General features: G+C 58.7%; 10 protein-coding genes. All 10 read left to right on the forward strand.

Annotated features, from left to right (window positions below; translation table 11 throughout):
* The first annotated feature begins 1,042 nt into the window (after positions 1-1,042).
* Positions 1,043-1,387 (forward strand): helix-turn-helix domain-containing protein, encoded by a 345-nt coding sequence (locus P9254_RS24705; RefSeq protein WP_082826567.1) that lies wholly within the window; start codon positions 1,043-1,045, stop codon positions 1,385-1,387.
* Between the two features lie 37 nt (positions 1,388-1,424).
* A complete protein-coding gene (gene glyA, locus P9254_RS24710; RefSeq protein WP_063169266.1) occupies positions 1,425-2,762 on the forward strand; it encodes a serine hydroxymethyltransferase in 1,338 nt (445 codons plus the stop codon).
* Positions 2,763-2,819: 57 nt separating this feature from the next.
* Positions 2,820-3,995: a methionine adenosyltransferase gene (metK, locus tag P9254_RS24715; protein ID WP_063169265.1), complete on the forward strand. Its 1,176-nt coding sequence runs from the start codon at positions 2,820-2,822 to the stop codon at positions 3,993-3,995.
* A gap of 100 nt (positions 3,996-4,095) precedes the next feature.
* Positions 4,096-5,109, forward strand: a complete 1,014-nt coding sequence (locus tag P9254_RS24720; RefSeq protein ID WP_063170366.1) for an adenosine kinase — start codon at positions 4,096-4,098, stop codon at positions 5,107-5,109.
* A gap of 65 nt (positions 5,110-5,174) precedes the next feature.
* Positions 5,175-6,209 (forward strand): L-threonine 3-dehydrogenase, encoded by a 1,035-nt coding sequence (gene tdh, locus P9254_RS24725; RefSeq protein ID WP_063169264.1) that lies wholly within the window; start codon positions 5,175-5,177, stop codon positions 6,207-6,209.
* A gap of 706 nt (positions 6,210-6,915) precedes the next feature.
* Positions 6,916-7,143 carry a hypothetical protein gene (locus tag P9254_RS24730; protein ID WP_405023112.1) on the forward strand — a complete coding sequence of 76 codons (228 nt, stop codon included), beginning with the start codon at positions 6,916-6,918 and terminating at the stop codon, positions 7,141-7,143.
* Between the two features lie 754 nt (positions 7,144-7,897).
* Positions 7,898-8,584, forward strand: coding sequence for a response regulator (locus tag P9254_RS24735; protein WP_063169262.1), 687 nt, complete (start codon positions 7,898-7,900; stop codon positions 8,582-8,584).
* 26 nt (positions 8,585-8,610) lie between these two features.
* On the forward strand, positions 8,611-10,077 hold the full coding sequence (locus P9254_RS24740) for a type II and III secretion system protein family protein (RefSeq protein WP_082826566.1): 1,467 nt from the start codon (positions 8,611-8,613) through the stop codon (positions 10,075-10,077).
* 12 nt (positions 10,078-10,089) lie between these two features.
* Positions 10,090-10,650: a CpaD family pilus assembly lipoprotein gene (locus tag P9254_RS24745; RefSeq protein ID WP_063169261.1), complete on the forward strand. Its 561-nt coding sequence runs from the start codon at positions 10,090-10,092 to the stop codon at positions 10,648-10,650.
* 83 nt (positions 10,651-10,733) lie between these two features.
* Positions 10,734-12,605, forward strand: coding sequence for an acyltransferase family protein (locus P9254_RS24750; RefSeq protein ID WP_063169260.1), 1,872 nt, complete (start codon positions 10,734-10,736; stop codon positions 12,603-12,605).
* Positions 12,606-12,793 lie beyond the last annotated feature (188 nt).

A 12,793-nucleotide genomic window follows, 5' to 3' on the forward strand; every position in this document is an offset into this window, starting at 1 on the left:
GGAAGCTTTGGCTCGCGCGCTGACATAAGGGTCATTGTGGCACAAGCAGGGGTTCATCCGCATCAACGCAAGCGGTGTTCCTGACGCCATCTGGATCGGACTGTGAGGGGGATGTCCGAAGTCTGTGAAGACTTCGGTATATGACGACTTCAGAGTTACGCTGAGCCCAGCCATCTCGAGCCGGTGCGCCGGGTCGAGGTTTTCACGGGCGCCGGCCGGTAGCGGGAATGGTCTCCGGAAGGCACGGCGCGGATGGTGGCGGAGCGGCGCAGCCGAAGGAACGGCTGTCGCGCGCCCAGGGCGGCCTCCCGAACAGCAGACGATGATCTCCTGCCTTGGGCCTATATCCTCGTGCCACGCTCAAGGCAGTCGGCTGAAAACAGCGCTGATTTAAAACAGCATTATCCTGCACTGCACCCTCGATCCTTGCGCTCACCGATCGCTCGTCGACACGCACGCGGTCAAGTCGTTATCGGCGCTATGCCGATGGGCTTCGAGAGCAAGGTGGACGCTGAGCGGTGCGTCAGCCTCAGGGCGCGGCTGGCCAGCTTTGGGTCTCACGCTCTATGACGGCAACACCCGGCTGATCCACTTGGCCTGTTCGCGGGCTCCCGGCAGCGGCGCGGAAGCCACGGTCCGCCTTCCTCGGCTTCAGGCCAAAGATACCGCAGCATGCTCCAGAGCTATGTCTGCCGCCTTCGCCCCATCGTCGCTGGTCATGTGGAAAGGACAAGCAGGCTACGCACCCTATAATCCCGTCGGGCAGGATTCGACAGTCGACGGCGAGACATTCGCCAAACCTCCCCCTTGATTCTCAGCAACGTTAAAAAAAATTCACATAATGTTCGTGAGTGTAGTCTCCTGTCAGGTGGTACATTAGCCCCAATATCTGGCGTCTTAGTCGTAGAAAGGACTGTGATCTATCTTCCATTAGCATCCATACCAGCGGATTTACAGCAAATGACGAGAGAGGTCTCATGCGGATTGATGGGGATAGAAGGGCTAGCGGCTTGCTGCATCCCGTCCGGGTTGATGCTAACCAATGTTGACACTGGTAAATCGCCTAAGGACGGCAGCGCATCTTGATCGCCTTCGAATCCTGGGCCTTTGCGCGCATGCGGATCTAACCGTCGGCGAGCTGGCCGATATTACCGGTCTGCCTCGCGAGCAGGTTCGACGCCACGTTCGGCGGCTGGTCAGAGCCAACTTTCTTTGCTGCAACGAACAACGTCCGCAGTCTTCGTACCATATGCAAGCAGGAGGCAAGGATGGCGAGCTGGCTCAATTGGTGGTCGATCTCCTGCCCCACGATGATGGCCATCATAAAAGAGACCTACAACGCCTGGAAGCAATACAAGACGCGCGGTTGAAGGGACCGCCTGCTTGATCGTGAAATAGATCAGTCCAAATGGAGCGCGACTACCATGGATAACTCCGCCGGCGGCGCCATCGCGCAGCCCGACACTTACGGGCGGCCTCACTTAGCCGCCGTCGACTCCCGCGTTCACGAACTGCTTCTAAGACAGGAGCGTCAGGAGCGGACAACTCTCAAACTGATCGCCTCCGAGAACTTTGCCTCCTCGGCGGTGTTGGAAGCGACCGGGTCGATTTTCACCAACAAGTATGCCGAGGGATACCCCGGTGCGCGCTACTACGCCGGAAACGAGATCGTCGATGAGCTTGAGACCCTCGCGATCGAGCGCCTGAAAGCGCTATTTGGCAGTGAACATGCCAACGTCCAGCCTTATTCAGGCTCGCCAGCCAACCAGGCTGTCTATCGCGCGCTTTTGAGCCCCCGTGACAAAGTCATGGGCTTGCCTTTACCCGAAGGCGGCCATCTGACTCACGGTTGGTCCGTCAATTTTTCCGGCAGCGATTATCAGCGCGTCCCGTACAGGCTGCACGAAAAGACACAGCAAATTGACTATGACCACTTGCGCGAGACCGCCAAGCGGGAACGCCCGAAGCTAATTTGGGTCGGCGGAACTGCTTATCCGCGTATTTTTGACTACGCGGCAATGGCCGAAATTGCTTCGGAGGTGAACTCGTATCTGGTGGCTGACATCGCCCACATCTGCGGCCTGGTTGTCGCAGGAGTGCATCCGAACCCCGTGTCCCATTGCGATGTGGTCACCAGCACCTCTCACAAGTCGATCCGCGGTCCCCGGGGTGGCTTCATTTTATCAAGGAATGAAGACCGTTATCAGCCCCTCCATCATCCGAAGAGCAAACACAATCTGGCCAAACGTATAGACCGCGCCGTGTTCCCTCTTCTGCAAGGCGGACCGCATATGAATACTATCGCCGCGCTTGCCGTCGCTTTGCAGGAAGCAGCGAACTCGTCCTTTCGTGTCTACGGTCAGCAGATCGTCCACAACGCCAAGGCTCTGGCCCAGGCACTTCTGGAGCGAGGTTATGAACTCGTCACCGGGGGCACTGACAATCACATGCTGATCCTTGATCTTCGGGACCGGTCGCTGTCAGGCAAAGCCTATGCGGAGCGCTTATCGCGTGCAGGCATCATTGCGAATTTCAATATGGTCCCGGGCGACCGGCGGCATCCGGCGCTGACAAGCGGCATCCGCTTAGGGACACCAGCGGTGACGTCCATGGGCATGCGCGAAACGGAGATGGTGCAGATCGCCGCTTTCATCGACTCGGTCTGCCGCCAGCCCGATGACCAGGAAGTTCATGCGAGCGTACGAAGAGACGTTGCCGACTTCTGCACTGCGTTCGATGTTCCCGGCATCCCCGACCGATAAGCCACCCCAATCCAGAAACTCCTCACTAACTCCAGCACTTGAAGCGAGGGCATTTTTATGACCAGGCAGTTCGTGTTCTCTTCCGAATCCGTCGGCGCGGGACACCCCGATAAGATGGCAGACAACATCTCCGATGCCATTCTCGATGCGGTCCTGCGCACCGATCCGAAGGCGCGCGTCGCCTGTGAAGTGTTGGTGAAGACGGGGATGGTCGTTGTGGCTGGCGAGATCACCAGCCATGCCCACATCGATTACAGCCAAGTCGCCCGCGATACGATACTCGATATTGGCTACGACGATGATGCGATTGGCTTTGATGGTCGACGTTGCGCCGTCGTTCTGGCCCTCACCGAGCAGTCGCCCGACATAAGCCAGGGCGTTGATGAAGGACGAGGGCAGGATCTCGGGCAAGGGGCAGGGGATCAGGGCATCATGTTTGGATTCGCATGCAACGAGACGGATACATTGATGCCCCTGCCGATCCAACTCGCTCACCATTTGACGAAAAGACAGGCCGAGGTCCGGAAAGCGGGACAGCTTGGCTGGCTGCGTCCGGACGTGAAATCTCAAGTGTCGGTACGCTACGAAGGGCTCCGCCCGGTGGCGCTGGATACCATAGTCCTGTCAACGCAGCATGACGAAGCGGTCTCACAAGCCACGGTCCGCGAAGGCGTCATTGAGGAGATCATAAAACCGGTCCTGCCGGCCCACCTGGATACTTCGGGGATCAGATTTCTGGTCAACCCAACAGGGCGGTTCGTGGTCGGTGGGCCTGCCGGCGACTGCGGCCTCACAGGACGGAAGATCATCGTCGATTCCTACGGTGGGACCGGGCGTCACGGCGGCGGTGCCTTTTCGGGCAAGGACCCATCCAAGGTTGACCGCTCGGCGGCCTATGCCGCCCGGTATGTCGCGAAGAACATCGTTGCCAGCGGCCTTGCGGAGGTCTGCGAGGTTCAGCTTGCCTACGCGATCGGCGTGGCCAGTCCGGTTTCTGTCATGGTCAATACCTTCGGAACCGCAAGGATCGAGGAAAAAAGGATCGAGCGCCTTGTTCTCGAGGTTTTCAATCTCCGACCGAAAGGCATCATCAAGATGCTTGATCTCTTACGGCCGATATACCGCAAGACGGCGACATACGGACACTTCGGGCGTGAAGAGCCTGAGTTCACTTGGGAGAAGACGGACAAAGCTGACGATTTGCTGCGTGAAGCCGGACCGGCAGCTGCGTGAGGGCGGCTGGATCAAGCGCATGCGGCAACCCATTTCAACTCGCGAGACCACGCCCGGCCGGCGTGGCAAGAAGCCGGCTCGGGTTTTGGCGGAGATTTTGATGCCGGATTATGACGTGCTTTGCATCGGCAATGCCATTGTCGACATCATCGCCCAGTGCGACGAGGAATTCCTCGAGACCAACGGCATCATCAAGGGCGCGATGAACCTCATCGACACACAACGCGCCGAACTGCTCTACAGCCGCATGGGCCCGGCGATCGAAGCGTCCGGCGGCAGCGCCGGCAACACGGCGGCCGGCGTCGCCAGCTTTGGCGGCCGCGCGGCCTTCTTCGGCAAGGTCTCCAACGATGCGCTGGGCGAAATCTACGCCCACGACATCCATGCGCAGGGCGTCGCCTTCGGCACCACGCCGCTCAAGGGTGAGCCGCCGACGGCGCGCTCGATGATCTTCGTCACGCCCGACGGCGAGCGCTCGATGAACACCTATCTCGGCGCCTGCGTCGAGCTTGGCCCTGAGGATGTCGAAGCCGACAAGGCGTCCGGCGCCAAGGTCACCTATTTCGAAGGCTATCTGTGGGACCCGCCGCGCGCCAAGGAGGCAATCCGCCAGACGGCGAAGCTGGCGCACGCGGCAGGCCGAGAAGTGTCGATGACGCTGTCGGATTCGTTCTGCGTCGACCGCTACCGCGACGAATTCCTCGACCTGGTGCGCTCGGGCACGGTCGACATCGTCTTTGCCAACAGCCACGAGATCAAGTCGCTCTACCAGACATCGTCGTTCGACGAGGCGCTGGCCCAGATCCGCAAGGATTGCCGGATCGCCGCCGTCACCCGCTCGGAAAAAGGCTCGGTGATCGTGCGCGGCGACGAGACCGTGGTGATCAAGGCGACCGCCATCAAGGAACTGGTCGACACGACGGGCGCCGGCGATCTCTATGCCGCCGGCTTCCTGCATGGCTACACGCAAGGCCGCGACCTGCAGACTTGCGGCGACCTTGGCTCACTGGCAGCCGGATTGGTGATCCAGCAGATCGGCCCCAGGCCCCGTCAGAATTTGCGCCGCGAGGCTGAGCAGGCGGGGCTGACCATTCCGGACGTTCAAACGAGTTAGTGGCCTACCTTCCCGTTGTGCAGGCTATCTCGCCAGAAGCGCAATCACGGAATAGGGAAATCCTGATGTCGAACATGATGAAGGCGCTTGTGAAGGCCAAGGCCGAACCGGGCATCTGGATGGAAGAGGTGCCGGTGCCGGAAATCGGCCCCAACGACGTGCTGATCAAGATCAAGAAGACGGCGATCTGCGGCACCGACGTGCACATCTACAATTGGGACCAGTGGGCGCAGAAGACGGTGCCGGTGCCGATGGTGACGGGCCATGAATTCGTCGGCACCGTTGCCGATTTCGGCGCAGCGGTCACCGAATACAAGGTCGGCCAGCGTGTATCGGGCGAAGGCCACATCGTCTGCGGCCATTGCCGCAACTGTCGCGCCGGGCGAGGGCATCTGTGCCGCAACACGCTCGGCGTCGGCGTCAACCGTCCAGGCGCCTTCGGCGAGTATCTGGCGATCCCGCAGCACAATGTCGTGCCGATCCCCGACGATGTGCCCGATGAGATTGCCGCGATCTTCGATCCCTTGGGCAATGCCGTCCACACCGCATTGTCCTTCGATCTGGTCGGCGAGGACGTGCTGGTGACTGGCGCCGGGCCGATCGGCATCATGGGCGCGCTCGTCGCCCAATGCGTCGGCGCGCGCAAAGTGGTCATCACTGACATCAACCCGGTGCGGCTGGCGCTAGCCAAGAAACTCGGCGTCCAGCATGTCGTCGACGCCTCGAAGGAGAAGCTGCGCGACGTCATGCCGGTGCTCGGCATGACCGAGGGGTTCGACGTCGGCCTCGAAATGTCAGGCGCCGCCCCCGCTTTCCGCGACATGATCGACACCATGAACAATGGCGGCAAGATCGCCATTCTGGGCATCGCGCCGACCGGCTTCGAGATCGACTGGAACAAGGTCATCTTCAAGATGCTGCATCTCAAAGGCATCTACGGCCGCGAGATGTTCGAAACCTGGTACAAGATGATCGCGCTTGTGCAGGGTCCGCTGGATGTCTCCGGCCTGATCACCCACCGCATCGGCATCGACGATTTTCAGATCGGTTTCGATGCGATGAAGAGCGGCAGTTCCGGCAAGGTGGTGATGGACTGGTAGGGATTGCCTTGGCCGCTATTCAGGAAAAGCTGACGACAGCACCTCTGGTCCGCCGGACATTTTCCAACTAGGGGAACATGGCTGGGTGGAGAGCTATGGCTCCGCTACGTGCGCTCGCTAATCATATACGGCGACGTATCGCGGCCCACCCGGTGACGGTCGATGGGGCAATTCGCTTCAGTCGATGACGGAAACCCGGTGAACCGATGCTGAGGCCCCGACGCGATCGTCTATTTCCTATGATCTGCGATTGAGGTCGAGGTGTTGCCGCTTTCAGCGGGTAAGATGCGATAGACGACTTCCGGTACCCTTCCGGTCAGCGAAAAGGAAGGCAACGAGCCGCATTGCCTCAAGCAAAATGTTACCAATAGTGTCCTGTTCCAAAGGGGATGGACAGGTCGTGCCATTCCGGTTCGGGGGAAGGATGGCGCGGCTCAGCATGGCGACACGGTGAAGCGGCGATCGTGGAGCTTTATTGCGGCGTTGACAAGCGGCGCATTCTGGATGAGTTCGAGGCGGTAACCGGCTATTATTCGCAAGCGCGCGATCCGTCTTATGAACCGTCGTGAGCAGAGGCCGTCTGCGGGCAAGAGCCGCAGCCGCTGTTACGGCAGCGATGTCCGCGACGCGCTCATCGTGTTGTGGGAGGATTCGGAGCGGCTGGGTCCGCATCGACGCTCGCGGCGGCCAGCGCCGCCGGGCAGGAATGAGTTCGCAGTTCGCCGCTCGGTGCCAGCCCGCACCTTCGGCGATTGGAAAGATCCGCCGCCCGGCTTTGTTGAGCGCATTCGGGCACGTCTTCGTCAGGGAGCTTCGTGCAGACGATGGTGCTGACCGGATTGCCGCCGGCTGGACCGATTGCATTCCGCTCCGCACGCGCGACAGCGGCAATGTGATCATGGCGATCAAGCAGGCCCGCTCCCGGTTTCGCTGACCCTGTGCTGCTGTTTGCCGGCATCCGCCCGCACAGGAAGAGCTTGTAAAAGTGCGGAAATCGAGGAGCCGTTGGTCGTCGATCTTCAGCCTGAACGCGGTCGTTTGCTGGTGCCGCAAATCGGCTGTTGCATGTACATCCCTGTCAGACGTCAGTTTTCCTCGCCTATTTTGGTGTCGAGCGCGAAGTGCTCCAACCAGATTGCAAGGCTTTTTGGAAATGAGAGCGGCTTTGCGCAGGGCGCTCCGTTGTTGAGCATTCAAGCTACCAAGCCAATGACGCGCAGGTTCCACCAGGCTCGCCAGCCTTGAAGGACAGCGAAAAAAGCAGAGCACGACAGACACAACAGTGCATCAGGACGCCGCAGTCGTTGAAGATGGTGCGCTGCATCCATACCGTGGATGCATTCGATCCAAATAATCGATTTGTTCAATCAGTTTCTCGAAAGCTAACCCTACCCTCTGTGGGAATCGGGCTCTGAGCCGCGACGCTGCCTTGCGAGCGCAGGGGCTGCACGTAGGAGAGATGATGCAACGAGAAATCGCACGCGGGTTGCTGGCCTCGTGGGTTCGCCGACCGGCGTATTTGAGCCCGTCAGTTGGTCCTCACCCGCGCCTATTGCCACCGAGCGACTTGCATGTCCCTCCGACTCGGACCAGTTCCGAGAGCTGCGACGAGTTGCGCGCCGTGTGCTCCGATCAGATGGCCGCCGGTGACGCGTTCGATGGGCCGTCCCTCTTCGAGAGGAGATGAAATGCGAACGCTGCTCGTGGATCATCATGCGGATCTTGCGCGCGCCATGCGACTTGCGCTCGGGGATGGCGGCTTCGTCGTTGATGTCGTTGGTACTCTGGAACTGGCTTCGAGTGCATTTTCTTGCGCCAGCTATGAAATTCTCCTGCTGGAATTGGCTCTGCCAGATGGCGATGGCTTGGGTTGGCTGAGGCAGTTGAGGACCCACGGGCATTCAGTTCCTGCCGTCATTATGAGCAGCCTTAACGATCTCGATAAGCGAATTGCGATCTTCAACGGTGGTGCGGACGACTTTCTGCTCAAACCCATCTCTACCGATGAGCTTATTGCCAGAATGAGAGCCATTCTGCGCCGGGCGACACAGATGACCGACCTGAGGCTCGTATTTGGCAATCTCGACTTTGATCCGGTCGCCCGCCAGGTTTTCGTTGATGGGCACCCAATGATGATCGCACGTCGCGAACTCTGTGTTCTAGAGCACCTGCTTAACCGGGCAGGCCGCATCGTGCCCCGTGCGCAATTGGAAGATCACCTCTATTCATTCAACGACGACGTGTCTGCCAACGCGCTTGAAGTCGGAATTTATCGTTTACGGGGACATCTGACCAGATCAGGTGCAACGCCACGGATCAAGACCATCCGAGGCATTGGTTACATCCTAGAATTGACTGACGCCTCGTCCGCATAGTTTGTCGAATCGAAAGAAGATCTATTTTGCTGATCCTTCAACATCCTTGCGCTGCGCTCAATTGGCGGGCGATCGCCAACAAGGTTACAAGACCTGCAGTGCCCCGTTACCTGGGCCATCTCCTCTGCGCGCTTATTGTGACTTTCCCACTTGGTGTCGCGGCGCAAAACAAGCAGGACAAAGGCCCGCCGCATGCGGCTTCGAATAGCATCAACGCCACGCTGACCCTTTCCTCTTCGCTCGGGGAGACCGTTCATCTGCCCGGGCCAGCCACGACCATCTTTGTTGCTGACCCCACGATCGCGGATTTTCAGGCGCCATCGAGCAAAACAATCTTCGTCTTTGGCAAGAAATCGGGGCGGACCAGCCTATTCGCCTTGGATGGCAATGGCGAGCCTCTCGCCGAATTGCGTATCGTTGTCACGCAACCGATCGGGGATTTACGCGCCATGTTGCGGGAGCAGGTCGGCGACTATCCCATCCGCGTCAACTATACGCCGCGCGGCGCAATCCTTAGCGGGACGGCGCCCGACGCAGAGGTCGCCGACACCGCAAAAAGAGTCACTGAGCAATATCTGGGCGACGGAGCGCAAGTCGTCAACAACATCAAGGTCGCTGGATCCCTGCAAGTTAACCTCAGCGTGCGCGTAGCCGAAGTCTCACGCAGCGCCATGAAGTCACTCGGCGTCAACTTGTCCGCCTTCGGTCAAATCGGCAATTTCAAAGTGGGCGTTCTAAGCGGAAGCGCTGCAAGCGCTGGGTCTGGTTCAACCCAGGGTGGCGGTACAGCAGAAATCGGATTCGACAACGGTGCCGTCAACGTCAGCGCGGTTCTCGACGCGCTCGCCAAGGAGCATATAGCTTCCGTCCTGGCTGAGCCGAACCTCACCGCTATGTCGGGTGAAAAGGCCAGCTTTCTCGCGGGCGGCGAATTTCCCATTCCTGTCCTGCAGGAAAACAGGCAGGTATCGGTTGAATTCCGTCACTTCGGCGTCAGTCTGGAATTTGTGCCGACAGTTCTCAGCAACAATCAAATCAACATTCACGTAACGCCCGAAGTCAGTGAACTGTCGACGCAAGGTGCCGTGCAAATCAACGGAATTTCCGTGCCGGCAGTTTCCACGCGCCGAGCCGATACGGTCGTCGAACTCGCCAGCGGCCAGAGCTTCGCAATCGGCGGTCTAATCAGGCGGAACGTCAACAATGATGTCAGGGCCTTTCCCTGGCTCGGAGAACTGGCGATCCTGGGACCGCTTTTTCGCTCGACCTCGTTTCAAAAAGAGGAGTCAGAACTGGTCATTCTAGTTACGCCTTACATTGTAAGACCAGGCTCCAACCCAAACCAGATGAGCGCACCGACCGAGCGGGCGGCACCGGCTTTGAACGGAGGGGGCGCTCCGACGAATTCCGTGACAAGTCCCCCGCGAGACCGCGCTGCTATCCGTGCGGGCGCGCCAAGCGCCCAGGGCGGTCTCGGCTTCATCATCGAATAGTGTCATCCAAAGATGTTGCGTTTTATAATCCTCTTTGTCGCTCTGGCACCAAGCGTAAGTGGCTGCACAAGCACTACGCCAGTTGATGTCGAACCATCGGCACCAATGCTTGTCCGAGAGGAGACCACCGTCCTGACGTTGCAAAGCCTGCGCGCTTCCGAACGGCAGCGTTTGCGTGTTTTCCTAGACAAGGCCAGTCGCGGCCGGTTCGATGCCATCCACCTCCTCATCAGCGGTTCGCCCCAGCTCAGCGCAGGGGTAGCCCATCAGGCCAGGCAGTTGGCAATCGAAGAAGACAACATTCAATTGCGCGATCAACACGACGCCGGCTCAGTGCGAATTGAGGCGATTGTCTATCACGCCCGTCCGCCGGTCTGTCCCTCATATGGTGCCTTACCCAATGAAGAATCCTTCAAACAGCCGCTTGGTTGTTCGACAGGACATAACCTGGCCGTGATGGTCAACGATCCGCGCGATCTGCTCGACAATCAGGCCGTCAAGGCCGGCGATGGCGATCGTGCTTCTGTACCAGTTGCAACTTACAGAACATTCGGGACGGATAAAGGTGGCTGATACCGCCCTTATCTCGGCAGCACTCCTACCGGAGATTGAAAGCTTCCAATCGCGTCCTGATCTAAAATAAAAGGAACCGCTGGATGCAATATAGGCGCTATATCGAGGGCCTTAGGGCCGTTGCTGTACTTCCGGTCGTACTCTTTCATTTCGGAATTTCGGCGATCCCGGGTGGCTTTAGCGGGGTCGATATCTTCTTCGTCATCTCCGGCTACCTAACCAGCGGAAGCCTCCTGGATGACCTTGAACGCGGCCAATTTTCCATCGTCAACTTCTACTGGCGCCGTGCCCGGCGCATTCTGCCGGCGCTCGTCTTTGTGATGCTTCTCACCTGCATTGCGGCATTGTTCATTCTTCTGCCACCGGATCTGCGCGGATTCAGTCTTAGCATCATAGCTACCTCGACCTTCTGGTCGAACGTTTTCTTCTGGAAAACGTCAAGTTACTTCTCTATCGATGCCGCGCTTCTACCACTGTTGCACACTTGGCCGCTTTCCGTAGCGGAGCAGTACTACATCTTCGCACCAATCCTGATGTTCCTAATCTATCGCTACATCGGGAAGCGCTGGCTGACGACACTTCTTCCGATAATTCTCTGCAGCTTCGTAGTGGCGGTGATGGCGACATCGCTGGCACCCACCGCCGGATTCTATCTGCTGCCGACCCGAATCTGGGAACTCATGTTGGGCGCCCTGCTCATGCTCAAATGCCCCTCGCCGCTGGGCAACCGACTCCTGATGGAGTCGGTGGGGGTGGCCGGATTTGGCCTTCTCGCCATCGGGTTCTTCGCGATTTCGGCGAGTGATCCGTTCCCAGGCTACAACGCCTTGTATCCATGCATCGGAACGGCCCTTCTGATCTATGTTGGCCAAAATACCCCCTCGACGGTCGCCACCCGCATGCTCGAAGTCAGGCCGCTGGTCTGGATTGGGCTCATCTCGTATTCGTTGTATCTTGTTCACTGGCCTCTCAATGCGTTCGCGCACTATCTTTCGTTCCAAAAACTCGATCCGTTGATGACCGGTGCGATGTTGGTGGCAAGCCTCGCATTGGCTGCATTCTCCTGGAAGTTTGTAGAGCAGCCGTTTCGACAGAAGAGGGCCTTCACCTCCCCGGGGCCTATCTTCGCCTTTTCAGCGCTCGCGATCGTTGTCCTTTGTGCCGGCGGAGCGGCGGGGGCGCTCGGCAACGGCTTTCCGCAACGGTTTCCGGACTATGTCCAGCGGCGCATTTCCGTCGGGGACTGGAGGAATGGCATCTGTTTCAACGAGGGCACCAGCCGGATCGAAAGCTGGAATATGGAGGATTGCACGCGCACCAGCGGTTTTCCAACAACGGTTTTTTTGTGGGGCGACTCCTTCGCCGCGCACTATGTTTCCGGCTTGGGTGCTAACATAAATCGATTGCAGGCGAACATCGTTGAATATACGTACGCCAGCTGCGCGCCGATACTCTATTACTACCCGTACGATCGTCTTGATTGTGTCCGGTTCAATCGCAAGGCCTTGGACGTCATCTTGGAAGCGGACATCAAGACGGTTATCCTCAGCGGTAGATGGAGTGACTATGAGGTCAGAGGTTTCGACGGTCTTCAGCAAACAATCGCTACGCTTCGTGCCCTGGGCGTGCGCGTGTTTGTCATCGGCCAGTCTCCGCAGTTCCCAACTGACGTCCGGAAAATTGCGTTCTTCGCCAAGCGCCAAAATCTGGACGATACGTCCTGGCCGATCGCGATGGACCCCGACGTCAACGAACGTGTGCGCTCATTTACCAAAGGCGCCACATTCATCGATCCGCTGAAATTCCTGTGCAGCGCAGGACGCTGCGCCTATTTCGATAGAGGAGAGTTTTTATATTTCGACTATGGTCATTTCTCTTCAGCCGGCGCCACACTGGCAATCTCGAAATACTGGCCGGCTTTTGGCAAGGACAATGCTCTTCCTAAGACGAAGTAGCGGCTCAGCGGCTGACAAGCACCAGTACGGGTCCCAGTGATAGCTCCTGCTTCCGCAGCAGCCGCGACGATGGAGCTGTTCAGGTTTAAGGCCCCCCGATAGTGACCTAGGTGTGGAGCTTCAACAGGTTGTCCTCGATCAGGGCGAGGCGACTGATAGGCGTTTTTGACTTTAGGCTGCCATGTGGA

This window comes from Mesorhizobium sp. WSM4983 (assembly GCF_029625765.1).
In the GTDB taxonomy this organism is placed as follows: Bacteria; Pseudomonadota; Alphaproteobacteria; order Rhizobiales; family Rhizobiaceae; genus Mesorhizobium.

Coding starts and splice junctions, on each gene's coding strand:
- P9254_RS24745 (WP_063169261.1), top strand. CDS start 10,090: ATGTTGCGTTTTATAATCCTCTTTGTCGCTCTGGCACCAAGCGTAAGT.
- P9254_RS24705 (WP_082826567.1), top strand. CDS start 1,043: ATGTTGACACTGGTAAATCGCCTAAGGACGGCAGCGCATCTTGATCGC.
- metK (WP_063169265.1), top strand. CDS start 2,820: ATGACCAGGCAGTTCGTGTTCTCTTCCGAATCCGTCGGCGCGGGACAC.
- P9254_RS24720 (WP_063170366.1), top strand. CDS start 4,096: ATGCCGGATTATGACGTGCTTTGCATCGGCAATGCCATTGTCGACATC.
- glyA (WP_063169266.1), top strand. CDS start 1,425: ATGGATAACTCCGCCGGCGGCGCCATCGCGCAGCCCGACACTTACGGG.
- P9254_RS24730 (WP_405023112.1), top strand. CDS start 6,916: ATGAGTTCGCAGTTCGCCGCTCGGTGCCAGCCCGCACCTTCGGCGATT.
- tdh (WP_063169264.1), top strand. CDS start 5,175: ATGTCGAACATGATGAAGGCGCTTGTGAAGGCCAAGGCCGAACCGGGC.
- P9254_RS24750 (WP_063169260.1), top strand. CDS start 10,734: ATGCAATATAGGCGCTATATCGAGGGCCTTAGGGCCGTTGCTGTACTT.
- P9254_RS24735 (WP_063169262.1), top strand. CDS start 7,898: ATGCGAACGCTGCTCGTGGATCATCATGCGGATCTTGCGCGCGCCATG.